This is a genomic window from Bacteroidota bacterium, from assembly GCA_017303975.1.
Classification (GTDB): domain Bacteria; phylum Bacteroidota; class Bacteroidia; order JAFLBG01; family JAFLBG01; genus JAFLBG01.
Genome location: JAFLBG010000006.1, coordinates 54,306 through 78,323 on the forward strand (window position 1 = coordinate 54,306; position 24,018 = coordinate 78,323).

At 34.2% G+C, this 24,018-nt stretch carries 28 protein-coding genes; 10 read left to right on the top strand and 18 right to left on the bottom strand.

Annotation, left to right across the window (positions count from 1 at the left end):
* The first annotated feature begins 29 nt into the window (after positions 1–29).
* Positions 30–1,133, top strand: coding sequence for a 3-dehydroquinate synthase (gene aroB / locus J0M08_03675; GenBank protein ID MBN8702137.1), 1,104 nt, complete (start codon positions 30–32; stop codon positions 1,131–1,133).
* The gene (aroA, locus tag J0M08_03680; protein ID MBN8702138.1) at positions 1,130–2,398 is read left to right on the top strand and encodes a 3-phosphoshikimate 1-carboxyvinyltransferase; all 1,269 of its coding nucleotides are present in this window, start codon (positions 1,130–1,132) and stop codon (positions 2,396–2,398) included. The genes aroB and aroA overlap by 4 nt, the downstream gene beginning before the upstream one ends.
* Here the strand turns inward: aroA and J0M08_03685 are convergent.
* A complete protein-coding gene (locus tag J0M08_03685) occupies positions 2,382–3,728 on the bottom strand; it encodes an MATE family efflux transporter (GenBank protein MBN8702139.1) in 1,347 nt (448 codons plus the stop codon). The two genes, aroA and J0M08_03685, sit on opposite strands and share 17 nt — an antisense overlap.
* 102 nt (positions 3,729–3,830) lie before the next feature.
* On the opposite strand from J0M08_03685, the gene J0M08_03690 reads away from it, so the two are divergent.
* Positions 3,831–5,498, top strand: coding sequence for a hypothetical protein (locus J0M08_03690; protein ID MBN8702140.1), 1,668 nt, complete (start codon positions 3,831–3,833; stop codon positions 5,496–5,498).
* Between the two features lie 87 nt (positions 5,499–5,585).
* Here J0M08_03690 and J0M08_03695 read toward each other — a convergent pair whose 3' ends face one another.
* The 4 genes from J0M08_03695 to J0M08_03710 all read right to left on the bottom strand — a co-directional run bounded on the left by J0M08_03695 (position 5,586) and on the right by J0M08_03710 (position 9,226).
* Positions 5,586–5,945 (bottom strand): helix-turn-helix domain-containing protein, encoded by a 360-nt coding sequence (locus J0M08_03695; GenBank protein ID MBN8702141.1) that lies wholly within the window; start codon positions 5,943–5,945, stop codon positions 5,586–5,588.
* Positions 5,946–5,949: 4 nt separating this feature from the next.
* Complete coding sequence (locus J0M08_03700; protein MBN8702142.1) at positions 5,950–6,243, bottom strand: type II toxin-antitoxin system HigB family toxin; 294 nt, start codon at positions 6,241–6,243, stop codon at positions 5,950–5,952.
* 69 nt (positions 6,244–6,312) lie between these two features.
* Positions 6,313–8,391, bottom strand: a complete 2,079-nt coding sequence (locus J0M08_03705) for a hypothetical protein (protein ID MBN8702143.1) — start codon at positions 8,389–8,391, stop codon at positions 6,313–6,315.
* On the bottom strand, positions 8,375–9,226 hold the full coding sequence (locus tag J0M08_03710) for a hypothetical protein (protein MBN8702144.1): 852 nt from the start codon (positions 9,224–9,226) through the stop codon (positions 8,375–8,377). The genes J0M08_03705 and J0M08_03710 overlap by 17 nt, the downstream gene beginning before the upstream one ends.
* A 96-nt stretch (positions 9,227–9,322) precedes the next feature.
* On the opposite strand from J0M08_03710, the gene hpt reads away from it, so the two are divergent.
* Positions 9,323–9,871: a hypoxanthine phosphoribosyltransferase gene (hpt, locus tag J0M08_03715; GenBank protein ID MBN8702145.1), complete on the top strand. Its 549-nt coding sequence runs from the start codon at positions 9,323–9,325 to the stop codon at positions 9,869–9,871.
* Positions 9,872–9,877: 6 nt separating this feature from the next.
* On the top strand, positions 9,878–10,459 hold the full coding sequence (locus tag J0M08_03720; GenBank protein ID MBN8702146.1) for an adenylate kinase: 582 nt from the start codon (positions 9,878–9,880) through the stop codon (positions 10,457–10,459).
* 31 nt (positions 10,460–10,490) lie between these two features.
* On the opposite strand, the gene J0M08_03725 is transcribed toward J0M08_03720, so the two are convergent.
* The 5 genes from J0M08_03725 to J0M08_03745 form a co-directional block, all read right to left on the bottom strand.
* Positions 10,491–11,120: a YdeI/OmpD-associated family protein gene (locus J0M08_03725; GenBank protein ID MBN8702147.1), complete on the bottom strand. Its 630-nt coding sequence runs from the start codon at positions 11,118–11,120 to the stop codon at positions 10,491–10,493.
* 214 nt (positions 11,121–11,334) lie between these two features.
* The gene (locus J0M08_03730; GenBank protein MBN8702148.1) at positions 11,335–11,793 is read right to left on the bottom strand and encodes an SRPBCC domain-containing protein; all 459 of its coding nucleotides are present in this window, start codon (positions 11,791–11,793) and stop codon (positions 11,335–11,337) included.
* A 150-nt stretch (positions 11,794–11,943) separates the two neighbouring features.
* Positions 11,944–12,288, bottom strand: a complete 345-nt coding sequence (locus tag J0M08_03735; GenBank protein MBN8702149.1) for a TfoX/Sxy family protein — start codon at positions 12,286–12,288, stop codon at positions 11,944–11,946.
* 9 nt (positions 12,289–12,297) lie between these two features.
* The gene (locus J0M08_03740; protein ID MBN8702150.1) at positions 12,298–12,750 is read right to left on the bottom strand and encodes an SRPBCC family protein; all 453 of its coding nucleotides are present in this window, start codon (positions 12,748–12,750) and stop codon (positions 12,298–12,300) included.
* Positions 12,751–13,209, bottom strand: coding sequence for an SRPBCC family protein (locus J0M08_03745; GenBank protein ID MBN8702151.1), 459 nt, complete (start codon positions 13,207–13,209; stop codon positions 12,751–12,753).
* A 92-nt stretch (positions 13,210–13,301) separates the two neighbouring features.
* Between J0M08_03745 and J0M08_03750 the strand changes: the two genes are divergently transcribed.
* Complete coding sequence (locus J0M08_03750) at positions 13,302–13,718, top strand: helix-turn-helix transcriptional regulator (protein MBN8702152.1); 417 nt, start codon at positions 13,302–13,304, stop codon at positions 13,716–13,718.
* Positions 13,719–14,079: 361 nt separating this feature from the next.
* Here J0M08_03750 and J0M08_03755 read toward each other — a convergent pair whose 3' ends face one another.
* Together J0M08_03755 and J0M08_03760 are read right to left on the bottom strand one after the other, a co-directional pair.
* Positions 14,080–14,577, bottom strand: a complete 498-nt coding sequence (locus tag J0M08_03755) for a hypothetical protein (protein ID MBN8702153.1) — start codon at positions 14,575–14,577, stop codon at positions 14,080–14,082.
* 149 nt (positions 14,578–14,726) lie between these two features.
* Positions 14,727–15,362 (bottom strand): class I SAM-dependent methyltransferase, encoded by a 636-nt coding sequence (locus J0M08_03760; protein MBN8702154.1) that lies wholly within the window; start codon positions 15,360–15,362, stop codon positions 14,727–14,729.
* A gap of 250 nt (positions 15,363–15,612) precedes the next feature.
* Between J0M08_03760 and J0M08_03765 the strand changes: the two genes are divergently transcribed.
* The 3 genes from J0M08_03765 to J0M08_03775 all read left to right on the top strand — a co-directional run bounded on the left by J0M08_03765 (position 15,613) and on the right by J0M08_03775 (position 17,078).
* On the top strand, positions 15,613–15,945 hold the full coding sequence (locus tag J0M08_03765; GenBank protein MBN8702155.1) for a hypothetical protein: 333 nt from the start codon (positions 15,613–15,615) through the stop codon (positions 15,943–15,945).
* A gap of 499 nt (positions 15,946–16,444) precedes the next feature.
* On the top strand, positions 16,445–16,765 hold the full coding sequence (locus J0M08_03770; protein ID MBN8702156.1) for a TM2 domain-containing protein: 321 nt from the start codon (positions 16,445–16,447) through the stop codon (positions 16,763–16,765).
* A gap of 10 nt (positions 16,766–16,775) precedes the next feature.
* Positions 16,776–17,078, top strand: coding sequence for a DUF2752 domain-containing protein (locus J0M08_03775; GenBank protein ID MBN8702157.1), 303 nt, complete (start codon positions 16,776–16,778; stop codon positions 17,076–17,078).
* 37 nt (positions 17,079–17,115) lie between these two features.
* On the opposite strand, the gene J0M08_03780 is transcribed toward J0M08_03775, so the two are convergent.
* The 5 genes from J0M08_03780 to J0M08_03800 form a co-directional block, all read right to left on the bottom strand.
* Positions 17,116–17,697 (bottom strand): hypothetical protein, encoded by a 582-nt coding sequence (locus tag J0M08_03780; protein ID MBN8702158.1) that lies wholly within the window; start codon positions 17,695–17,697, stop codon positions 17,116–17,118.
* Entirely contained in the window at positions 17,681–19,177 is a 1,497-nt protein-coding gene (gene hutH, locus J0M08_03785; protein MBN8702159.1) for a histidine ammonia-lyase, read from the bottom strand. Before hutH ends, J0M08_03780 begins: the two co-directional genes overlap by 17 nt.
* Before the next feature lie 4 nt (positions 19,178–19,181).
* Positions 19,182–20,531, bottom strand: coding sequence for a histidine--tRNA ligase (locus tag J0M08_03790; GenBank protein ID MBN8702160.1), 1,350 nt, complete (start codon positions 20,529–20,531; stop codon positions 19,182–19,184).
* A gap of 85 nt (positions 20,532–20,616) precedes the next feature.
* On the bottom strand, positions 20,617–21,513 hold the full coding sequence (locus J0M08_03795) for a hypothetical protein (protein ID MBN8702161.1): 897 nt from the start codon (positions 21,511–21,513) through the stop codon (positions 20,617–20,619).
* Between the two features lie 115 nt (positions 21,514–21,628).
* Positions 21,629–22,699, bottom strand: coding sequence for a 2Fe-2S iron-sulfur cluster binding domain-containing protein (locus tag J0M08_03800; GenBank protein MBN8702162.1), 1,071 nt, complete (start codon positions 22,697–22,699; stop codon positions 21,629–21,631).
* A 149-nt stretch (positions 22,700–22,848) separates the two neighbouring features.
* On the opposite strand from J0M08_03800, the gene J0M08_03805 reads away from it, so the two are divergent.
* The gene (locus J0M08_03805) at positions 22,849–23,613 is read left to right on the top strand and encodes an RNA methyltransferase (protein ID MBN8702163.1); all 765 of its coding nucleotides are present in this window, start codon (positions 22,849–22,851) and stop codon (positions 23,611–23,613) included.
* 60 nt (positions 23,614–23,673) lie between these two features.
* Here J0M08_03805 and J0M08_03810 read toward each other — a convergent pair whose 3' ends face one another.
* The gene (locus J0M08_03810; protein MBN8702164.1) at positions 23,674–23,901 is read right to left on the bottom strand and encodes a DUF465 domain-containing protein; all 228 of its coding nucleotides are present in this window, start codon (positions 23,899–23,901) and stop codon (positions 23,674–23,676) included.
* Positions 23,902–24,018: the final 117 nt, after the last annotated feature.

The window sequence follows — 24,018 nt, forward strand, 5'->3', positions numbered from 1 at the left end:
TATAAATTTAAGTTAATTATTCATTTGTTTTGAAAACTGGCAAAAAAACTAAAGCTGTTGTTAAGAATAACAAGTATCCTATAGTAATAGGTCATTCTATTGATTCTGCTTTTGTTAGCTTTATAAGAGTCAACAAAATTCCTGTAAAAAAAATTATATTTCTAACAGATGATAATGTTTTTCGATGTTGCCTAAAGCCAATTTTAAATTCTTCTTCAACACTTAGCAAAGCTCAGGTCCTTACAATTAAAAGTGGAGAAAAACATAAATCAATTAATACGGTTAATCGATTATGGCATTCTTTGTTGAAACTTAAAGCAGATAGGAATACCGTTTTGGTAAATATAGGAGGTGGTGTTGTAACAGATTTAGGAGGCTTTGTTGCTGCAACTTACAAAAGAGGAATTCGTTTTATAAATATTCCAACTACGTTGCTTAGTATGGTTGACGCATCGGTAGGAGGAAAGGTGGGTATAGATTTTGGAGGCGCAAAAAATCAGATTGGTTTGGTGAGCGATCCAATTGCAGTTTTTATAGGTTCCGATTTTTTGAGAACATTATCAGACAGGGAAATTCGCTCTGGTTTTGCGGAAATGATAAAGCATGCGTTATTAAGTAGTAAAAGCCTTTTCAGCACTACACAAAAAATTTCTCTTAAAGATGTTGCTAAGAATAATTTGTTTATAGAATTAATCAAGAAATCGGTAGAGTATAAAAATAAGATAGCTCAGAAAGATCCGTTAGAAAAAGGCATTCGTAAATTTTTAAATTACGGACATACCATTGGACATGCAGTTGAGGCTTTGTTGATGAATAAAGGTAAACGCCAATTGTTGCATGGCGAAGCAATAGCAATTGGATTAATTTGCGAAACTTATTTGTCTTTCAAAATTTTAGGGTTTCCTAAGATACAAGTAGACGCAATGAAAAAAGATATTCTGTTAAAATACACTAAAGTTCGTTTTTCAAAACCGGATATTGAAGGAATTGTAAGGCTTACTTTGTTTGATAAAAAAAATGTTGATGGTAGAATTAATTTTACATTGCTAAAAGAAATTGGCTCTCCAACATTTGACAATTTTATTACATCTAAGATGATTCGCGAATCTATAGAATATTATTTAGCAGATTGAGTTACCTTCTTAAATATACAGGAGATAAAGTTGTTGGCAGAATTCAATTGCCTGCCTCTAAAAGTGAATCAAACAGACTGCTAATTATACATGCGCTTTGCAACGATAATTTTACAATTAAGAATATTTCTGAGAGTAATGATACCAAGTCGTTGCAAGAAGCATTGCAGCTAATTAAAGCTAAAAGTGCTAATGTAGTTGATGTTGGTGATGCCGGTACATCTTTTCGTTTTTTAACTGCATTACTTTCTATAACAGAGGGTACTTGGTTTTTGAAGGGCAGTTCGAGAATGCACCAGCGGCCAATAAAACCCTTGGTAGAAGCATTAAAACAAATTGGAGCAGATATCGAATATCTAGAGTCTGTTGGTTTTCCACCCTTGAAAATTATTGGAAAAAAGTTAGAAGGAGGTACTGTAAATATTACGGGTGCTATTAGCAGTCAGTTTATTTCTGCATTATTACTTATTGCGCCTGCTTTAAAGGATGGTTTGAGTATTACTATAAACGAAGGGATTGTATCTGAATCGTATTTTAAAATGACCACGGAGATGATGAATCTTTTTGGTGTACGTGTGCAGAGAAAAGAGAATACGTTAGTTGTAAATTCAGGAAAGTACCGAACTCATTTGTTGGATAGAGATGAAAATAATATTTCTTTTTATACTGTAGAATCAGATTGGTCTGCGGCTTCTTATTGGTATTCTGTTGCTGCACTTTGTAAAGAGTGTACACTAACTCTAGTCGGATTAAAGAAAGACAGTTGGCAAGGAGATGCAGCGGTTGCATCTATATATAGGCACTTTGGGGTGCATACAATTTACGAGTTACAAGAAATAGTTTTACAAAAGCATATGTCGGATACGAATCTAGTTGAGTTTGATTTTATTAATTGTCCTGATTTAGCACAAACAGTAAGTGTTACTGCGGCATTTACAACTAATTCGTTTTTGTTGAATGGATTGCAAACATTGAGAAATAAGGAAACCGACAGACTAACAGCACTTAAAAACGAATTGATTAAACTGAATGTAAACGTTGGAATAATAGATAATTCATTACGAATTGACTCTCGAAAGCCTGAAATAGCTGAACTTGTAAGTATTCATGTGTATGATGACCATAGAATGGCCATGTCTTTTGCTGTTTTGGTATTTGTAATGGGATCTATACGTATTGAAAATCCGGAGGTGGTAAAAAAATCATATCCAAATTTTTGGATTGATTTGAGAAGTGTGGGAGTGGAGATTATTCCAAATGAATAGACTTAGCAATAAACTTAAATCTAGCATACAGTGCAACTGCAGAAAAAAGTAGTCCGACTGAAAGTCCCCACCAAATGCCTTGTACACCCATATTAAGAGTAAAAGCTAAAAAATATCCAACCGGTAGTCCTATTATCCAATAGGCAAAAAGTGTTGTAATGGTGGGTATTTTAGCATCCTTTAGTCCTCTCAATGCTCCCAACCCAACTACCTGTGCTCCGTCAAACAACTGGAAAATTCCTGCAATAACAATAAGAGACGCTGCCATTTCAATTACTTCTATGTCTTTGCTGAATAACAGAGGAAAATAGTTTTTGCATGCAATCAACAAAATACAGCTCAATGACATAAATGCAAGTACCAATATAAATCCACTATTCCCGGATATTTTAATATGCTCTTTGTTTCTTTCGCCTACTGCATTTCCAACTTTTACGGATACTCCTGCCGATATACCGCTTGCTATCATATAAGTTGCTGCTGCAATACTCACGGCAATTTGATGTGCCGCTTGTTGTTTTGTGCCAAGCCAGCCTGCCATAATTACTGCGCAACTAAAGGCTCCCACCTCAAAAACCCACTGTAGGCCGGACGCAACTCCTACTTTAAACAATGCGTATATTTCTTTAAAATCAGTTTTTTCTTTTATGAAATTTGAGGAATAAGCTTTGAACTTTTTATTTGTAAAAATATACATACTCATTCCAATTGCCATGATAATTCGTGCATACAGGCTTGCCCAGGCTGAGCCTAAAACACCCATTTTCGGAAATCCCCATTTGCCAAATATCAAAACGTAGTTTAAGAAGATATTTACTACATTGCCTGCAACACTAATAAACATAGCTATTTTGGTGTCAGATAAACCTTCAGCAAATTGTTTGAACGCAGAAAAAATACTTAACGGAATAAGCGAAATAGTTAATATTTCCAAAAATGGAATAGCAATTTCTACTACATCCATTGGTTGATCAAGTTTTCGGAGTAAGGGGGAGGATGCTATTAAAATAAGCACCAATATCATATTTACCAGAAAATTTAAAACCAACGAGTTTTTTAGTAGAGCCTTTATTTTAGAATGATTGTTTTGCGCATCTGCCTCTGCGGCATAAGGTGTTACTCCAAATGCAATTCCAATGCCGAATACTAATAAAATGTAAAATAAACTACCTGCTAAAGCTACTCCGGCTTGTGCAGTAGTGCTTACTTGGCCAACCATGGCGGTATCTACAATGCCTACGGTAATATGCCCCAGATTGCTGAGGCATACAGGATATGCTATCTTTAAAATGTCATAATAACTTTTTTTGTATGGCGCGGATAATAGCATGGATGGGCGCAAAGATATAATAATCCTAGAATTTAAAGGATATTTGAACTCTTACATCTTCATTTGTTATTTTTTTTTAGGTTTGATGAAAATTATGTTTCAATGTTTAATGATCTAAGGAAAGTAAAGTTTTATGAATTTATTCTTCTTTTCATTTATCTTGTTTTATCGATTGCGTTATTCCCAATTTTAAGCTATTATGTTGACAACAGTGATACCTTACAATATTTAACCATTGCACAAAAGTATGTTGAAGGCGATTTTTATAACGCATTAAATGGTTTTTGGGGCCCTTTGACTTCTTGGCTTTTAGTTCCCTTTTTATGGATAGGTGCAGATCCAATTTTTTCATTTAGAGTGCTTCAAATTACTATTGGGATGTTTATTTTGCACTACTCCTTTTTTTTTATAGAAAAACAACAAATAAATGAATGGCTTAGGAAAGGCTTAAAAATGGCTTTTGTGCCAATAATCTTGTCTTATGTTTTTAGTACGATGACAGCCGATTTAACAATGCTTTTGTTTTTGCTGGTGTATTTAAAAATGTGTGTTGTTGACAGTAATAATCCATTCGTTTTTGGGGTAGTAGGAGCCCTGTTATATTTTTCTAAATCATTTGGTCTTCCATTTTTTCTTGTTCATTTTACTGCGTTTCAATTTTTTTCTTTTTTTAAGAAGGCCGAATTTATAGCTCGAAAAGCAGTTGTAAAGAAGTATTTTTTCGCAGTATTTGTATTCTCTATTATTAGTGGTGCTTGGATTTTACTACTAAGTTTCAAATACAATAAACTCACAATTAGTTATTCAGCCACATACAACCTAAGTCCTGAAATTGTTACGAATATAAAAGGAAAGGAGTATCATCATCCATTTACAGAAAGGGGATTGTTATTGCCTCCGTCAAACGAAACAGCAGTGTGTGCCTGGGAAGATCCTGCATCAATAAAAGTGGCAGGGTTTGATGCCTTTAGTTCTAAAGCAGCTTTTAAGAATTATTTTTTAGTTGTAAAACGTAATTTTTTGAGTATTTATTATAATGATTTCAAAAGGCAGATTGGGATGATTTCAATCGTTTCTTTATTTGTATTTTTTCTTTTTATAAAAAAGCCATTCAGCAAGATTGGTTTTCTAGTTGGCGGGACTTTGTTTACAATTGCTCTTTTTTATTGTGGCTATGGGCTTGTGATTATCGAACCTAGATACTTATGGATAAATAATTTATTGTTGATAGTAGTTACTACTTATTTTATCTCGGAAATTATACGTGTAAGTAAGCTTGGTAAATTTATTGGCATCATTATTTTCTGTTTAATGTTGTTTGTTGTTATAAAAAGACCAATAAAGCAGCTTATTTTTATAGAGGATACGTCCGTAAGTCTTGAAGAGTTTTCTGAAACTATAAAAAGCCCTATTCTTAAACTGCAAGAAACATATCAAGCAGATAAGAATTTATTTCAACTTATTGATACGCTCAAAAAAAGACCAGATTTGAAAGGGCGTGTAGCATCACAAAAATTATCTAAGAAAAGAAATCAGTATGCATCCACTGCACTAATATCATTTTATTTAAGCAACCCGTATTATGGTCAATTGTCAAGCGATTTCAGTACTGCTCAAAATACAATTCAATTAAAAGAATATGGAATTGATTATTATTATGTATGGGATAAAAACAGTAATAGTAATATACTAAACAACACAACAGTTTTGTTCTATGATAGAGCAACCGGCCTTGAGATTCATTCTTTAAATAGTTTAGATGCTAAGTAAAGTTTGTAAGAATAGTATTACAACAAGTGGATACTTGCAAAACGCTTTTTTACTTCGATTTGTAAACCGTGTAAATATAATGTTGGGCTACTTATACGCACGTATGAGCACGGAGGTTGGTATTTGCAGAGCAGCGTGCAATTGACGGATCATTTCAAGAGTAAGCTTTCTCTTCTTGTTTAGAATTTCGCTTACACGGCTCTTTAATCCCACTACTTTGGCAAGTTCAGTTTGATTATATCCTAATTGTTCCATTCTAAATTTAATAGCTTCAATAGGATCCGGAAAGCCAATTGGAAAATGTTCGTCTTCGTACTTCTCGATGAGTATTGCTAAAATTTCTAATTCATCCCCATACTTAGAGCCTTTTTTGGCGTCAAATATTTCTTCCAAGCGTAGCAAAGCAGCTTGATAGTCCTTTTGTGTTTTAATCGGTTTAATAGTCATTTTGTCAAATTTTAGTTGCATCTATTCTATCGTATTCGGCATGTGTTCCTATAAACCGAATCCAAATCATTCCATAATCATAATTTATTCGAACAATAAGACGATACTTATTCCCCTTAACATTAAATACCACCCGATTGTTTATTAAAAAGCTAGCCGAAGGGTATGCCGCCTTAATTGGCTTTGAGCTTTTCCAGTAAGCCTCAGAAGCTTCCTGATACCAAGCCATTAATTGTTCCTTACAATCGGAATGTTTGATCCAAAAGTCGCGTAATATTTTTTTAGAAATAACTCTCAAGTAAACTTCTTTTTACAAATGTACACAATAGTTCCCAAAATGGGAAATTATTTTAGAGTAGACTTTATACTAAAATTTATAAGATAGTTGTGTTCTTACATCTGTACGTGTATTTCCATTAATTTCATTTAAACTTCCGGCACTTATAACATTTACATTATCATAAATAGTTTGGGAAAGTCTTAGCCATAGCGTAAGATGCTTGTTTATAGTGTAATCCAGTAGTATATAAAATCTGGAACCTTTGTAGTAATAGGCGGGTATAGAGTAAGAGCCCGGAACATCATTTTCAAATACATATATTCGTGAGTTGTAGCTTTCTGTGTCAAATAGTGCATAGCGAGCAGTAAATGTAATTTTACCCTTAGGCTTTTTTATTGATAAATCGCAATAGGTAATAAATGCATATTCCTTTTTGTTGGCTTGGTTTAAAAGATGCAGCAGTTCTATGCGTTGCTGTATTTTTATACTTTGCGTTGCTTGAAAACTACTGTTTACTCTATAGTTTTCTTGCTCTATAAGTGATGTAAAGTCAATACGTTCGTTGTTAGTACTGTTTTTAAATTTATCTCTTTTTCGATATCGTGCATACATGCTAAATTTTTTTGTAGGCTCGTAGTTTAGCTGAATAAAACGGTCGTATCCGTAGGAAGGTGCATCAATCTGATATCGTAGCCACGGAAACACAAAAATATCGTGATATGCATTAAGGGTAGTAGCGTTATTTATTTTAATCGTTGTTCCAATGTAGAAACCTTTCTCATTCCATGGATTACTGCCTTCTCCAAAAGGATTACTTAGTAGTGCTTGGTATTTTAGTTGGTAGTTTCTATACAATAAGCTTACCGAAACTCTTGAGTCGATTGACGCCATTAGTCCATTAACGGTAGCTATTCCACCACTATTGCTATAAGCAATTTCTCCAAATAGGTTTATGTTTTTCCAAAGATAGTTGTAGTCCGCTCCAATATTATACAACTCTTTTCCTGTAAATTCATATAAGCTATACGGTTGTAAATTTCTGGCTAGTGGATTACTAAATTGTGTATGCAGTGCTGTAATGCCTAGTTTTAGCTGATTGTGAGTGTAACACATATTTCCCCCAACAATTGTTTGGGCGCTATTTTTTCGATAGGCTATTTCGTTGGCGGTAGCATGAATTCCTGTTTCTTGCAACGATGTGATAGTTTGTAGTTCTCCATTATCTAAGGTGTCTCCGGCTGTAGCATCTACTAGTTTGTGCGAAGCAAACAAGGTGTAATTAATTTTATTTGTCTGAATAGTGATGGCAGCGCCTCTTAAAAAATTAGTTTCGTTTATAGAAGTATACGGTTTGATGCCAACTGCATTTCGTTTGATGTTTAAAGCGTCAGATGTTTTAGAGAATCCTAAGTTAGCCCACATTACCAGTCCTTGACCAAAGTTTACCACATAATCGCCCAGTACAAGTGCTTTTATTTTTCCAATGTTCTTAAGAAATAGGTTCGCGCTATAATAATCGAATCCGTTTTTTTGAGTTCCTCTAAAGAATTCTTCTCCCGCATCTTTTTCTGCAATAAAATTTATTCCGATTTTATTCGCATAGTTAAATTTGTATCTAAAAAAAAGTTTATCCGGAGAACCCAAGTATCGTGCGTTGGGATTAGCGTTTAGTGCAGAATCTGTGATGGGGGAGAATCCTTTTTGCTTCTCCAAAACTCTCGAGTTGCGTATAATTAGTTCGTTTTTTCCCTCTTTTAGAATTGTTTTAAACGATAACGATTCAATTGTATTGTTTTTTAACGTTACATACGGGAGTAGTGTATATATAGTTGTTAGGTCAAATCCATCAATACTTTGTAGTTCTTGAATAGCAATAAGTTTTCCGTGTTTGCGAATGTGATTGAAAAAATTGATTAATTGTATTTCGGATAATAAGTGTAGCTCCGAAAGAGGTTCATATCCGGTGTTGTTTAGGTTAATCGGATTAAATTTATAGTATTCTATTTGCTCTAAAATGTGTGTGTAATCTAGATCTTCGCTATTCGTGTTTTCTGCAATATTTTCAAGCTTTTGGTTTATAAGCTGATTGTCCGATTGCGCATAACTTGCAAAGGTTAGCAGAGTGTAACATACTACTGCAAAGAATGATTTACTTTTCCTCCGCATTTTTTGCCGATTTGTTTACCGAAAATGCAATGCCAATTTGCGATGTAATGCCTAGCACCGGATGGAAATTAGAGGATATGTCTGTTTGTAGATTTCCAATTTTGTAGCCAAAACCTAAGGATAGTAATGCGTAATTCGGAGCACTAGCAACACCTGCTCGTATGGCAAGTGCTTTGATAGGAGTGTATTCGACACCGGTTTTAAGCAATGCACTATTCAAATTGTTTTTTTCTGTTTCGGCTGTAAGCTGTACTTTATCAGAGAAACTATAGCCAATTCCTATGCGAAGTGTGGTTGGTATTTTTTCTTGTGCAGTATAGGCTGCTTTTGTTACATTAAATATATGAGCCCCAACAGTTAAATTTTTGGTTGGTTTGCCAATAAACCCAATTTCTCCTGCCACTGCACTTTTGCTGCCATATCCTTCGGCTATTCGGGTGTTTAAGTATGCAAACTGTACACCAACCGCAAAATTATTGGTTAATAGTTTGGCAAACGATAGCCCAATTTTGTTGTCTTGGTATAGCTTGTAGCCAAAGTTGGTCACCAATAAGCCGAGGGTAGCCTTTTTTATAGGTAAAGCCACAACTAAGCTCTTTAGGCTAATTTCTTTTATAAAAAAACGATTTTCGTAGTAAAGTGCCGAAGAATAGTCCTTGGTATAGGCTAGTCCGGCTTGATTGTGTTGGGCGCTCCAACTATCTTGTAAAACAACAGATGAGTTGCCCATAGCTGCCGATCGAGCCCCGACACTATAATTGAGTGTGCTCCCAAAACCAAGTGTAGTTAGTTTTTGTAAGCTTATAAGTGTAATAAATAGGATACTGTTTTTCATTCTAATCTACCTCGCAAAATAAATGTTTTTACCCAAAGAAATTAAATTTTTATTTATTGATAATTCAGGTTAATTGTTAAATTAGACAAATTATTTATGGAGGATATTAAGATTAACAAGAAACGCTTTGAGCGCATTATTTCACGAACTGAAATTACAATGGCTGTTGAGCGCGTTGCTTCAAAAATTAATAAGGATCTTAAGAAAAAGAATCCAGTTTTTGTGGTTGTTCTTAATGGAGGTTTCTTTTTTGGTTCCGACCTTCTTAAATTGATTAAGACAGATTGCTCTTATGAGTTTGTAAAAGCAAGTTCTTACAAAGGTGCTAAAACAACCGGTAAGGTAAAATTTGATTTAGGATTTACCGAATCTGTTAAAGATAGAGTAGTGGTAATTGTAGAAGATATTATTGATACAGGCACAACCATTGAAGCTATTTTTAAAGAATTAAAAAAGGTAAAGCCCAAACAAATAAAAGTAGCGTCTTTGTTGATGAAGACAGAGGCTTATAAAAAGGATATTCCAATTGATTATGTGGGAATTAAAGTTCCGAATCGTTTTTTGGTAGGGTATGGGTTAGATTACGATGGACATGGAAGAAATTTGCAGCACATTTATACAATGATAAATAGCAATAAACGTTAGTCAGATATGTTGAATATTGTTTTGTTTGGCCCTCCGGGAGCAGGAAAAGGAACTCAGTCGCAGCAGTTAATAGATGAATACAATCTTCTGCATTTATCAACGGGCGATTTATTGCGGTCTGAATTTGCTGCGGGAACGCAGCTAGGCATTGAGGCTAAAAAATTGATGGACGAAGGCAAACTAGTGCCGGATGAAATTGTGATTGGGATGATTAGCTCTAAACTAGAGCATAATAAAAATGCCAAGGGGTTTATATTTGATGGATTTCCTCGCACTACAGCGCAAGCAGAAGCATTAGATAAATTACTGCACGATAAAGCAACTTCTATTACGATGATGCTTGCCTTAGAAGTAAGTGATGAAGAGCTTATAAAAAGATTGCTTCTAAGAGGCGAATTGTCTGGAAGAGCAGATGATAGAGACGAAACTACCATCAGAAGACGTATTTTGGAATACAATACCAAAACGCTTGTAGTTAAGCAATTTTACGAAAAACAAAATAAATTCCGTTCCATAAACGGAATGGGCACCATTGACGATACCTTTGTGCTTTTACGTAAAGAAATTGATAAAGCAACTGTAAGTTAATTTGTAAATAGTTGCATAGTTTTTTACAGCACTATTTATCATTCAAGCCAATACCATTTAAAATTTGTTGTTTGCATTTTTCAATTCTGTTTATTCTAGTTTGCGCTTGTTTGGGTTGGGAAAAATAAATGATATACCCCCTTTGTCTTCCCGGTGTTAAAGCGTAAAAAGCATTTTTTAATTTAGAATCTTTGTCGAATGCCTGTAAAAGCTCATCAGGTATAGGTTCTGGGTTTTTCTTGAATACAACTTTTTTCCCACTCTCTTCAATTGCTATTGCCTCTAGTATATAAGATTTTAGTACATCTTGTAGCTTTAATATTTCATCTAAAGCCACAAATTTCACTAACCTATCAGACTGGAGATTGCCTTGTTGCGAGAGAATTTTATGTACATCTGTTAAAAGTACTCCTTTAAAAAAGCCGATTGAAGCATAGTTTTTTAATGCTGCTACTGTTACAATGTTTTTACCATGGAGTGTGTACACCGGAACACCCCATTTTATTTCTTCTTTTAAGCCACATTCCAAAACAATTTGTCGGAGTGTTTCTAATTCTGCTCTCCAGGTGTTTACTTTACATTGCGCTGTTCCACCGTATTTGCAACGCATGCAACCATCAATAAGGTATTTATCTACTTGTGCATTTACTTCTATTTTCATTGTGAGGTAATTGTTAGTTTATAATAGTATAGCACCGTGTCATTGTTACTGTTTGTGGGTTATTGGATAAGGCTATTACATATTCATCAGATTCTGCCGTTGTTGGTGTTATCCACCAACAACCTGATGGAATCTTAATCTAACAGCTTCAAATAACCCAAATTATTCCATAATGGAGATAACACGAACAGGGCTAAAGATATTCTAGAAATTATCATTTTTCACAAAATTCTTTCAACTTATCGAGTGCTTTTGGGTAGGTCTGGTTCATATAATCTAAAAATTCTTCAGTGGTATCTAAGTCAACAATAACGGTTGTAGTTCCATTCTTTTCTTCGAAGGTGTAGTTTTCAAATCCGTTTGCCCATTTTTCCACTTCTGGTCCTTCTGTAATTTCCTTGTCAGCTTTTAAAAGACCATAATGTTGAATTGAAACAAATTGGTTGGGAATGTTTTCAACTATCTTAGAGACCATACCTCCCTTTTCACCTTTATCATCTACTCCAATAAATAAAATTTTATTTCCCTTGTCCCAAGCCCCTTCATAGGTAGAGGTCGGGTTAAACATAGAAGTCCATTGTTCATAAGTTGATTTACTCTTAATGCCAAGCATAAAATCATATACCTTGGTTACAGGTGCATTGATGCTTACGTTGAATTGTAACTTTTTCATAGTTTTAATATTTTTTATAATAATTTTTCGAATTGTTAATTTGAGCATTTGTTCGACTTATCCACCAACGAACCGATGGAATTTAAATTAACACCTTCAAATAACATAAACAACTCTTTGGTAGTTGATTTTTGTAGTTGATTAATGAAATTATTTTTTCTTCTTTTTTGATGCCTTGGCTTTGCTATTGAATACCAAACAAAGATTTATCCAGTACTCGAATTCTTTCTGGGTTTTCATGCCTGTGTTGTCCACCATTACATAGCCTTTCATTGGTCGCTTTGTAAAATCCATTGTTCGGCAACCTGTTTTTTCTATCGCTGCTTTGTGAAAGTCGGGGTCTATGCGGCACATCATTTCGCCTGCAATAATACCCACACACATTTTGCCATTATACATAAAGGTTAAACCTCCCATCATTTCTTTCTCTTGAATGTTGTGAAGGTCTTCAAGTTGCTCTCGAATGCGATTTGCTAATTTTTCGTTGTAAGCCATGATTTAGGGTTAATGAGTTTCCGTATACGATTTAAGTCCTGCAAAGAATTTTTTAATTCCTGCGTCCGATTGTTTGCGTAACATTAAACTGTCAAGAAACTTGCCCAGTAAACCAAACTTAACCGTGTATTCCATTACCTGTTTCACTTTTGTTTGGCTGCCAACTTTCTCGAAGCTGTAACTGTGTTTCAGTCCTGCGATTGGAAAAGAACAGTCAGTCAATTGATAGGTTAATGTTTCGTTTGGTTCGAATACTGTTACTTTTTCCTCGAACCAATTTTTGCCATCAAGCATCAATACTTTTCTTTTTGCATTTAATCCGCTTTTGTTTTCTGAAAGTGCAGTTGATTGTTTAACAGTTGGGTCGTACTTGTCAAGGAGTTCAATGTTTGTCAATGCTTCCCAAATTTTATCAACCGATGCGTTTATTGTTATTTCGTTGTGAATAGTTGCCTTATCAATTTATTTTTCTGCTAAACCTTTAATGTTTGAAAGAATTTTTCCTTGTATCTCACTCATCTTTTTTTTCATCATCAACGCATTCATAATTCTTACTAAAAGGTTTGCGGGCTCGTAATATGATTCATTTATGATTTTAGTTCGGTTCTCGTCTATCTTTTCAAGATAGAAGCAAAATCGTGGGTCTTTCAACATCTTACCCATTCCCATGCTATCGTTTTCAATAACCCAAACGGTTTTCTTTTCGTGAACCAGTTCAACTAATTTTTCGGTCATTGTACCTCGTTTGCCCCTGTTCTCCATTTCGCAAGTTCGTGTTTCGCCTTGTTTGTCCATTCGACCTGTGGCCGTTATAACGCCAGGATTTATTTTGTCTAAAAGTGTAATGTCGGTAATGATTGCCCAAACGTTACTTATTGGTGAGTTGATTAAGGCTTCGTTGTGTGCTTGCAATTTGCTCATAATTTTGTGTTTTAAAATTTCACTTGCTATTTGAAAGTGCAAATATAAAGCAAAATACTTGTTATATGCAAGTGGATTTGTAAATTTGTGTCGTGAAGAAGAAAAAAATTGAATATCGTTCTGCTTGTCCAATTAGCACCGCTTTGGATATTTTAGGAGATAAATGGTCTTTATTGATAGTTCGTGATATGGTTTTTAATGGAATGAACACTTATGGTGATTTTTTGAACGGTGGTGAAAAAATTGCTACAAATATTCTTGCCGACAGATTGATGTTGTTGGAAGCAGGTGGTATCATTACTAGACAAAAGCATCCTGAAAGCAAAGCAAAAATTCTATATACACTCACACCCAAAGGGATTGATTTGGTTCCAGCTTTGGTTGAGATTATTTCATGGAGTGAGAAATATCATGATGTCCATCCTTATGCAAAGCAGTTTGCTAAACAGTTACGAAATGATAAGGAAGCTGTCGTTAAACAAATTATAGACGGTCTAAAAAAAAGTTGATTTTAGATGCGTGGTTTAAAGTTATATTGTTGTCTTAAGGTTGCCGAAAAAGGGTTCGGCCTCTTTTAGCCTTTGTTGGCGTTATCCACCAACAACCTGATGGAATCTTAATCTAACACCTTCAAACAAAATAAACAACTCCATGTTGGTGATAACACCAACATGGGCTAAAAATTACCGCTAACGGTTGGCTGCATTGCGATGTGCTGGATTAGAAAGCACTTCACTGTCTGCTACCACAAATATAAATTAAAAGCATAATTGATTAAGGCAAATGTTTAGAAATAAATTTATACCGAATTAATAAACATTTGCAGCTTGCACAAAGCCCAGCATATTGCAAGGCTGCTGTTAGTAACAGTTATTTAATTGCTTTCTTAAGTTCTAATTCAAGTTTTTTATAATTGTTAATTCGGTCTGAGAGAGTAATTTTTTCCTTGTCGAGCAAATAATAAACAGGTCTGCTTAGACCTCTTGGAGATATTATAAAATATTTATTTATATTCCCTTTCTTGGTATATGCATTACCCCAAGGTCTAACTGTGGTCCATTCAATTTTTAAATCTTCCAAACGTTTGATTTCTGGGTCGCAATTGTCACAGATACATACCGCATAAATTTTAAGTCCCTTTGACTTATAGTCTGTGTATACATTTTTTAATCCAAGTATGTCATAAGATTTCATATAAAAAACAACTAAGCAATAGTCAGAATTAATTGAACTTAATTTCTTGTCGGCTCTTGTGGATATTTCGACAGCTTCAAAGTCAGGTGCTTTTTCTCCTTTTTTTAACAAAGATGTCTGTGCACTTATGTTAAAAAAAAGAATGAGTGTCGATATTAAAAATGTGAATTTCATTTTGTCTGAATAATTGGTACTAACTAAAAGATAAACGCAAGTCTAATTGTAATTAATTGTAATTAATTGTAAGCATTTGTAATTACTTGCTAACGTTTATTTTCTTGATAAATATACCTAATTAGTAACCCTTCCTTCTTTGCATCGTATTACTTCGTTTTTTTCGCAATTACCACTGTATGCACTTCTAACCCGGCATCATTTTTTTCATAATTTACTTTAAATATATTGGAAATAGAATAGCCCGCCTGCAAAAACCATTGTTTTAGTTGGTTTAAATTATGGTAATAAAAATACATTCTATCTCCACTGCTTCCTTTTTTAAAGCCCGATTGGGCATAATCTCCTTCTACAAAACTCAGGTAAATGGTTCCGTTGTTTGCCAATAAATGGTTACAATCTTCTAGAAGTTTTATGCCATCTTCCTCCGATAAGTAAGGTAAACAAAAGCCACAAACAATTCCATTAAATTGATTTTTAATAGTATTAATACTTCTACAATCCATTACACTAAAATGCGCACTCGGGTTATTTGATTTAGCTAATTCTATCATATTGGGGGCAACATCAATTCCTTCTAGTATAAAATCGGGGCGCTTCTTTAGTAAGTATTGAGTAATATTTCCTGGACCACAACCAATCTCGAGTATCGTAGGATTCTCTTCGTGTACTTCTGTGCAAAATGCATCGTATGTATAATTATAAATATCCAACTTCATGAATTTGTCATTGTAAAGTTTTGCTACTTTATTCCATGAAGCAAAAGTTTCGGTGTAGCTGTTCATTTGCGAATTGTATTTAGATTAACATACACTATACATGCATTGCAAGCTTCTAAAGTTTATTAGTACGATCCTGTGTAATACAATATCGTAACAATAGGTAATATACCATTTTTAACTAGTTGAGCTGCACACTATTTACCCTTAGTTAAAATTTAGTTAAGTAGCACTTAATCTATTTTAGTGCAGTTTTATATTCCTTTTTCTTGAAAAAAACCAAAAAAGAACCTAAATTACAACTAGTATTTATTACATGTCAGCTCAAACTACTAAAATTGATTCTGCTATTATTAAAAAATGGATTGATACCAATTTAGAATTGGATGCCATTAAGAAAAGCATGTTAGCGCTTGAAATGGATAATGAAAGCATAGAGTTGCATATTGCGCACTACAAAAAGACGAAAAATTCGCAACGGCAGTTTGTTGGTTTTATTTGGTTGGGCATTGGGGCTTTTATGGGCTTTTTAAGCTGTATTTTATCTATACTTAACCCTATTCCGGATTTGTATAATTGGATTTTATATGGATTTACAACTATTTCAATCATCTTAATTTTTGTTGGATTGTATTTCCTGTTTGAGTAATCATTTTTTTGTACGTTAATTTTATAAAACAAGTCAAATGAAGAAAATTGTAATTTTATTTTGCACGGCAATACTAGTGCTTCTTATCAACTCGTGTACAATAGAGAAAAGAGTTTACAGGTCAGGTTATTATGTTAATTGGGAAGCAAATAAGCCGATAAATAGCAAAATAGCTTTGCAAAAAGAAAAGCAAAATTCTATAAATGAAATTTCATTGTTTCCGGAAGCTACCACAAAGCATTCTGCCAATGAAAGCCCCATGGTTGCTTCTATATCAAATAGTAAGATAGCTTTGTCCAAACAAAACTCTAGATTTAAAATTGTTGATGAGTGCGATGTTGTTATTTTAAAAACGGGTCAAGAGTTTAAAGCAAAAGTGTTAGAAGTTGGTCAATCCGAAATTAAATACAAGGCTTGCGACAATATAACAGGACCAACCTTTACAAAGTTGAAGTCAGAGATATTTATGATTAAGTATCCTAACGGCACAAGTACTGTGATGAATTCCCAAGAAAGTTCATCTACTTCCTCTGCTACTAGTCCTAGCTCTGATTATAATTCTCCCAACAATTCTAGTTCTAATATTGTTAATGTTAATGTAACAAATAATGTAGGTGGTAATAATAAAAGTTTTTTAGTTACAGTATTATTTTGGTTTTTCTTTGGATTGCTTGGTATTCATAGATTTTATTTAGGTCATTATGGTATTGGTATTTTATATCTTTTAACTGCAGGGCTTTGTGGTATAGGTTGGGTTATTGATGGCATAATGCTTTTAACCGGAGGTCTTCAACCTAGAAATGGAAACTATACAGACTAAAATCTTTTTTGTGAAATACTCTTTTTACATTTTTTATTTTCTTGTACTGTTGAGTATTCCATTTGTGTTGTTTTATTTGCCAAGCACGTTTTTTGATAACGGACAAACAATTTGCTTGTCGGTACTTTTATTTGACCAAACATGCATTGGCTGCGGGATGACCAGAGCCGTACAACACCTCATTCATTTTGATTTTAGCACCGCTTTTGATTACAACAAACTTTCAGTTATTGTCTTTCCGGTATTAATTTACTTATGGATAAAAGAAATTAAACGGATTTTTATAGTATTAAAAAAAAATCGATTTGACTAAATGTAGGTTAGTTTAGTCAACATTATTTTTGGAATGCCTACATAATTTTTTTTATGATAAAATAAATTGCAACCATTCCAACAACTGAAAAAATCAACATCAGCAACATACTAGGACGCTTTGGTATAATTAAATTTCTATTTCCCATATTAGGATTATTTATTTTCATCACATCCTTTTTCCCTAACAGTTGCGTAAGCATTTCAATTTCTTGAACAAACGTTAATTGGTGTGTTGTTGTATAATAATCGGCAGTGGCATCTAATTTTTTTCGAGTTCTACTACATAAATCAACTTTCAGTTTTCCGAATTTTGCATATTTCACATACATTATCCAGATTTCTCCCACCGCAAAAGACATTTGACAATCGGAACTACAATCAAACTGAATATCGACTAACGAATCCGAAACACCCTTAAAAAGCTTATCAATTCTAAACTGCACACTGCTTTTTGTATCGCACGAATCAACATAAACAACTTGCCCTTCAAACAATACATCGTATTTGTCAACTTCATTAATATCTAGTGTATTAATAGGTGGACATTCGCATGCAAAAGATGAAAAAAAAGTAAGGATGAAAAAGACAATGAATACAAATTTAAACTCCCGGCTCATACATCTTAATAAAATCAACAGTTGTATGAATATCAGGATACATCAATTTATCTTTTTCAATAAATTTTACCTTTGTACGATACTCTTTAATGAGCCGCTCAATAATCGTAGATGATTTCAAAGGTCTCCGGAATTCTAATGCTTGAGCCGCTGTAAACAATTCTATTGCTAATATCTTGTAACAATTCTCCACTACTTTCAGACATTTTGTTGCTGCATTTGCACCCATAGAAACATGATCTTCTTGTCCATTAGAAGAAACAATAGAATCAACACTTGCAGGTGCGCAAAGTTGCTTGTTTTGACTAACAATAGACGCAGCGGTATATTGAGGAATCATAAATCCGGAATTTAGTCCAGATTTTTTTGCTAAAAATGGCGGTAATTCACGTTGTCCGGAAATTAGCTGATAGGTGCGTCTTTCAGATATATTGCCAATTTCTGCCAGTGCAATAGCTAAAAAATCTAATCCCAATGCAAGTGGCTGACCATGAAAATTTCCACCAGATACTATTTCGTCTTCTTCTACAAATACGGTTGGATTATCTGTAACCGAATTTATCTCTGTTTCAAAAATTTCGGTTACATAGTCAATTGTATCGAGTGATGCTCCATGCACTTGCGGCACACAACGAAATGAATATGGATCCTGAACAGCTTTTTTAGGTTGTTTAATCAACTGGCTACCTGATAGTATTTTTCGCACTCTCTCGGCTACTTGAATTTGTCCTTTGTGCGGACGGATTACATGTAATTTCTCATCGAAGGGCTCTACACGTCCGTCAAATGCATCTAATGATAAAGCTGCAATTAAATCAGCCCAAACAGAAAGCCTTTGCGCATGCAGTAAACACCAGATACCATAAGAACTCATAAACTGCGTACCATTCAATAGTGCCAATCCTTCTTTCGATTTCAATTTAATTGGCTTAAGCCCTAATTTTTTTAAAATATCTTTCCCTTTTATTTTTTTTCCGTTCAACATTACTTCGCCTTCTCCAATTAGTGGTAAACAAAGATGTGCCAAGGGAGCTAAGTCTCCGGAAGCACCGAGTGATCCTTGATTGTAAACGACAGGTAAAATATCTTCGTTGTAAAATAGCTGTAAATACCTTACCACGCTTAGTTGAACACCCGAGTTTCCGTGAGATAATCCTTGAATCTTAAACAATAACATTAGCTTTACTATCTCCGCAGGCACCTCTTCTCCAATACCGCAGGCGTGAGATAAAATTAAGTTTTCTTGCAATTGTTCTAAGTCAGTAGTATCAATGGTAGTGTTGCATAGAGAGCCAAAACCGGTATTTATACCATAAATAGGCTTGTTGGATGACTTTATTTTTTCGTCTAAATACTTTCGACTTTTTTCTATTTTCTTTTTCGCATTTTCCGACAAAGAAATTTTAAGCGACTTATTTATGTAAGCTGAAATTTTTTCCAGACTTAATTGCTTATTGGGGCTTAGTTCTATTGATTGCATATAGCTACCTGTTCAAAAAAAGTAAAAGATTGTCTATGGTTAATTTTTCTTGCTCTCCGCTTTGCATATTCTTTACTGATAGCTGTCCGCTTGCCATCTCTTCGCTACCAATTACAATACAATATGGAATGTTTTTTTTGTTGGCATACTCAAATTGTTTTTTCACTTTAACTCTATCCGGATACAATTCGCTGTTAATAGAAGCATTTCTTAGCTTCAGCAGCAGTTGAAATCCATAATCCAACTCTTGTTCGCTAAAGCAAATAATGAGAACCTTTGTGTTAGATGGTTTCACATCCGCAAATAAATTAGCTTCCTCCAGTACGTCAAAAATTCTATCAATGCCAAAAGAAATTCCTACTCCGGACAGATTAGGCAATCCAAAAATTCCGGTTAAATCGTCATACCTTCCGCCTCCACAAATACTGCTTTTTAAAGTTCCTAAATTTGCCTTAACTTCTACAATAGCTCCAGTATAGTAATTCAAACCACGCGCAAGAGTTATATCGAGTTCGCAGGTTGCAGTTTGCAATTCGCAATTCGCTATTTTTTCAAAAACATATTTTATTTCTTCAATGCCTCTTAACCCAATTGCACTGCCAGCCAAAATAGTCGAAAGCAATTCTATTTTCTCTATATAATCTCCAGCAAAATTGATTATAGGTTGTAATTTTTCTATTGCTTGGTTCGAAATACCTTTTTCTGTTAATTCTTTGTTTACGCCCTCTATACCAATTTTATCCAGCTTATCGATAGCCACTGTAATGTCAATTATCTTTTCTTGCTCTCCAATTACCTCGGCTAATCCGGATAAAATTTTTCGATTATTTAGTTTAATTATAACAGGTAATTTTAGCGTTGAAAAAACATCATCAATCATTTTTACCAACTCAATTTCATTTAAAAGCGATTCACTGCCAATAACATCTGCATCGCATTGGTAAAACTCTCGGTATCTTCCTTTTTGTGGTCTGTCGGCACGCCAAACGGGTTGTATTTGGTAGCGTTTAAAGGGGAATGTAATCTCGTTTTGGTGTTGTACTACATAGCGAGCAAAAGGCACGGTTAAATCGTAACGCAACCCCTTTTCTGTTATATCGCCAATTTTCAATTCATCAGTCTTACTTCTTAATTTCTCTAAAATTTCCCCTGAATTTAAAATTTTAAAAAGTAATTTATCCCCTTCCTCTCCGTACTTTCCCATTAATGTAGAAAGATTCTCCATGGCCGGAGTTTCAATTGGGTCAAATCCATAGCGAGTAAAAGTAGATTTTATCGTATGGAAAATATAATTCCTTTTAGCTACATCGGTAGGCGAAAAATCTCGGGTTCCTTTTGGTGTTGAAGGTTTCATATAATTGGTAATTTGACCTTGTGCAAATATAACAATAGCAAACCTTCAAAAAAGGGAATAACAGAAATAAAAGAAGATAAATGTATTAGAACTTAGATCTAGTTTTTCTCTTGTACATGAATTTGTAATTCACGTTAAAGGTTAAAAACATATAAGAGTCTTTATTTTTAGGGTCTCCTCTTTGCTCCCCGGCTAAAGTAGAGCTCCAAAGTTCAGGAACTCCTTTATTTGGATCTGCCAAGTATGCTGCCGGAGCACCTTTTGCGGCCAAAATAGCGGCATTGTCATAGTAAACAGTACTTACATCATCAATATAGTCTGTAAAAGTCTTTCGCAAACCAAATTCAACTCCCCAACTCCATCTCCTATCTATTTTGTATTTCATACCAAGACCAACAGGAATAGCCAATGCAAATCGACTGTATTTTTTGGTTCCATTTAAGCCTTGCCCTTCTGTTCCAAGAGGTTGCAATGCAACCCATGAGTTTTGGTATTTACCTTTTGGATTGAAATAGAAACCATGGATACCTGTAAAACCATACGCCTGAATGTTTTTCTTTTTTCGGCCTTTTACATTTCTTATACGATAAATACTAGCCGTATTTTCTTTTGTGAAATAGCCTTCTATATGCCCTCCAAGCTCAATGATAGAAGAACGGAAAGTAATATTTCTATTATTTCGGAACATTTCTTCTGTCCAGCTGTCTCTTCCTGTAACTTGAGCAACATTTAGTGTTACTTTAAAACCATAATAAGGGCTTGTTTTATAGCGTAATCCAATACCGGCAACGGGTCTAATAGCTCGCCACTCTAAATCACGAGCAAAATTGGTTCCAACTCGATTCGCTCCACCAACTTCACCTAGAAAATTTGTCATCCCTAAACTGTATATAATCTCGTATTTATAACGTACACGCCTTCTTTGGCTATATACATCCAACATTATTAATGAAAGTAGGGTAAAAAGTATAAGTTTTCTCATCGGTGTATTCATAGTAATCTTCACAAAAATAGAAAAATATCTGAATTACAATCAACTAATCCTCATTTTTTTATAAAAGAATCGTTTTTTTTCTACACATTTAATTAACAAGTTGCTATTGGTCATAATCAACTATCAATTCGGCAGATGTTGGGTGTGCTTGACATGTTAAAATAAATCCTTCGGCAACTTCATCGTCTGTAAGAGCGTAATTATTATCCATTACTGCAGTTCCAGAGATTATTTTTGCCCTACATGTGCAACACACGGCACCTTTGCAAGAAAATGGGGCATCCACATCATTATCAATAGCTGCATCTAAAATCGATTTTCCTCCGGTAGCTAAGTCAAACTTAGTTTCTGAGCCATCATACACAACTGTAACCTTGCTAATAAGCGCTGAATTGGTTGTTGCAGCCTTCTTTTCTGTTGGTTGAAGAGATGCTGTAAAGTATTCAATGTGTATTCGACTATCGTTTATTTTTAATTCTTTAAGTACCTGCTTTACATTATCCATCATGGGTGTAGGACCACAAACAAAAAATTCATTGTCTAAATTTAATCCGACATGATTTTCTAGTATAGAACGCACTTTAATCGGCATTAGAATGCCTGTATATAATTCAGGGTAAGCTCCGGAGGGTTTTTCCAATACATGAACAACTCTAACTCTAGCCGAATTACTTTTTTCAATTGACTCAAGCTCGTTTTTGAAAATAACAGATTGTTCGTCTCTATTTCCATAAACCAACATTAGTGTACTGTTTGGCTCTTTTACCAAAACGGTTTTAATGATAGATAGCATGGGGGTAATACCACTTCCACCTGCAAAAAGCACGTAATTTTTTTTGTTCGATTCGTTAAGTTCGGTATAGAAACCTCCCATAGGAGTCATTACCTCTATCTCATCGCCTTCTTTTAGTTTTTCATTTAGATAGTTAGAGGCAAGTCCATCTTTTACTTTTTTGACAGCAACTCGCAACTCGGTTTCTGCAATCGGGCTAGAACAAATCGAATAAGAGCGTCTTATTTCTTGATTATTTACAGTTAATTTAAGTGTTAAGTATTGTCCTTGAATAAACGAATAATCGGATTTTAGATGAGCCGGAACATCAAATGCTACGGAAACACAATCATTCGTTTCTTGGCGGATATTAGTTACTTTAAGTTTATGGAATTTAGACATAATCAACTGTACTAATGAATTACTATTGTATTTTACTGATGCGAATATAAGTATTAAATTAAAGTTAGAATAGCTAACAGTTTAGAAAGTTAAAAGGTTCTATTTCATAATAGTTGCTTACTTAAGTCTAAACCAGTATATTCAAGAAAATGTTGTCAAAAAATCAACTAAAATTTGTTAACTCCCTAAAACAGAAAAAGAACAGGGATGATCTTGGCTTATTCATTGCAGAAGGAGAAAAGTTAGCTGCTGAGATTTTAAAATCTATGATTTCAGTTAAGCACGTTTTTGCCACTGCTAAATGGATTGCAGAGAACCCCTCTGTTAATTCTGTAATTTTAGTAAGTAACGATGAATTAAACAAGATAAGTGAGCTTTCAACTCCAAACTCTGTTTTGTTGGTATGTGAGATGCCTAAATCTAATTTGGATATACCTAAGTTGAAAGGTAAATTGGTAATTGCGCTGGACGATATTCGTGACCCAGGAAATATGGGAACTATTATTAGAACAGCCGATTGGTTTGGAATTAAAACAATAATCTGCTCATTAAATTGTGTAGATGTCTATAACCCCAAAACAGTGCAATCTACAATGGGCTCGATTACTAGAGTGCATGTAAGTTATCAGCACTTGAATGATTTTATTGGAGAGTATAAAAGTTTGGATGAGCCTATCTATGGAGCTGTTTTGGGAGGGAAAAATATATATGAACAAGACCTACAAAAATCCGGACTAATTGTTATTGGAAACGAATCGAAAGGTATTTCGGATGAATTGCAAAAAACACTTACTTTTCCAGTAAGTATTCCATCTTATAATTCAGGCGCTGCAAAAGCGGAATCGCTTAACGCTGCAATTGCAACAGCCATCTTATGTGCAGAATTTATGCGCAGATTTCCAATTGAGTTATAATTAATGCAAATCAGCCTATCAACAAAGAAGCTGACAGGCTGATTACCATTTCAATTTTTACTACTTTAAGTACGTGTATAGTTGGTCTTTTATGTGCACTCTTTTTTTTCGTAATTCTGTTAAATGATCATCTGTTGTTTTTTCCGCATCGGTCTCTATTCGATGAATATGATGATCTACCTCATGGTATTCGTCAAATAGCTTTCTAAAGTGATTGTCTGATACTTTTAAATCATGAATTTTTTGTTTGTGTTGAGGGAATTCGTGCAATAAATCGTGCTTTTCCATAATTGATTGTTGTTTTAAGCAAATCTATATGGTAAGTCCGAAGCAAATTATGATTAGGGTCATCTAGTCATACGATTTTAATCATAGCAACTTTTTAGGTTTTACTTGTATAAAGCA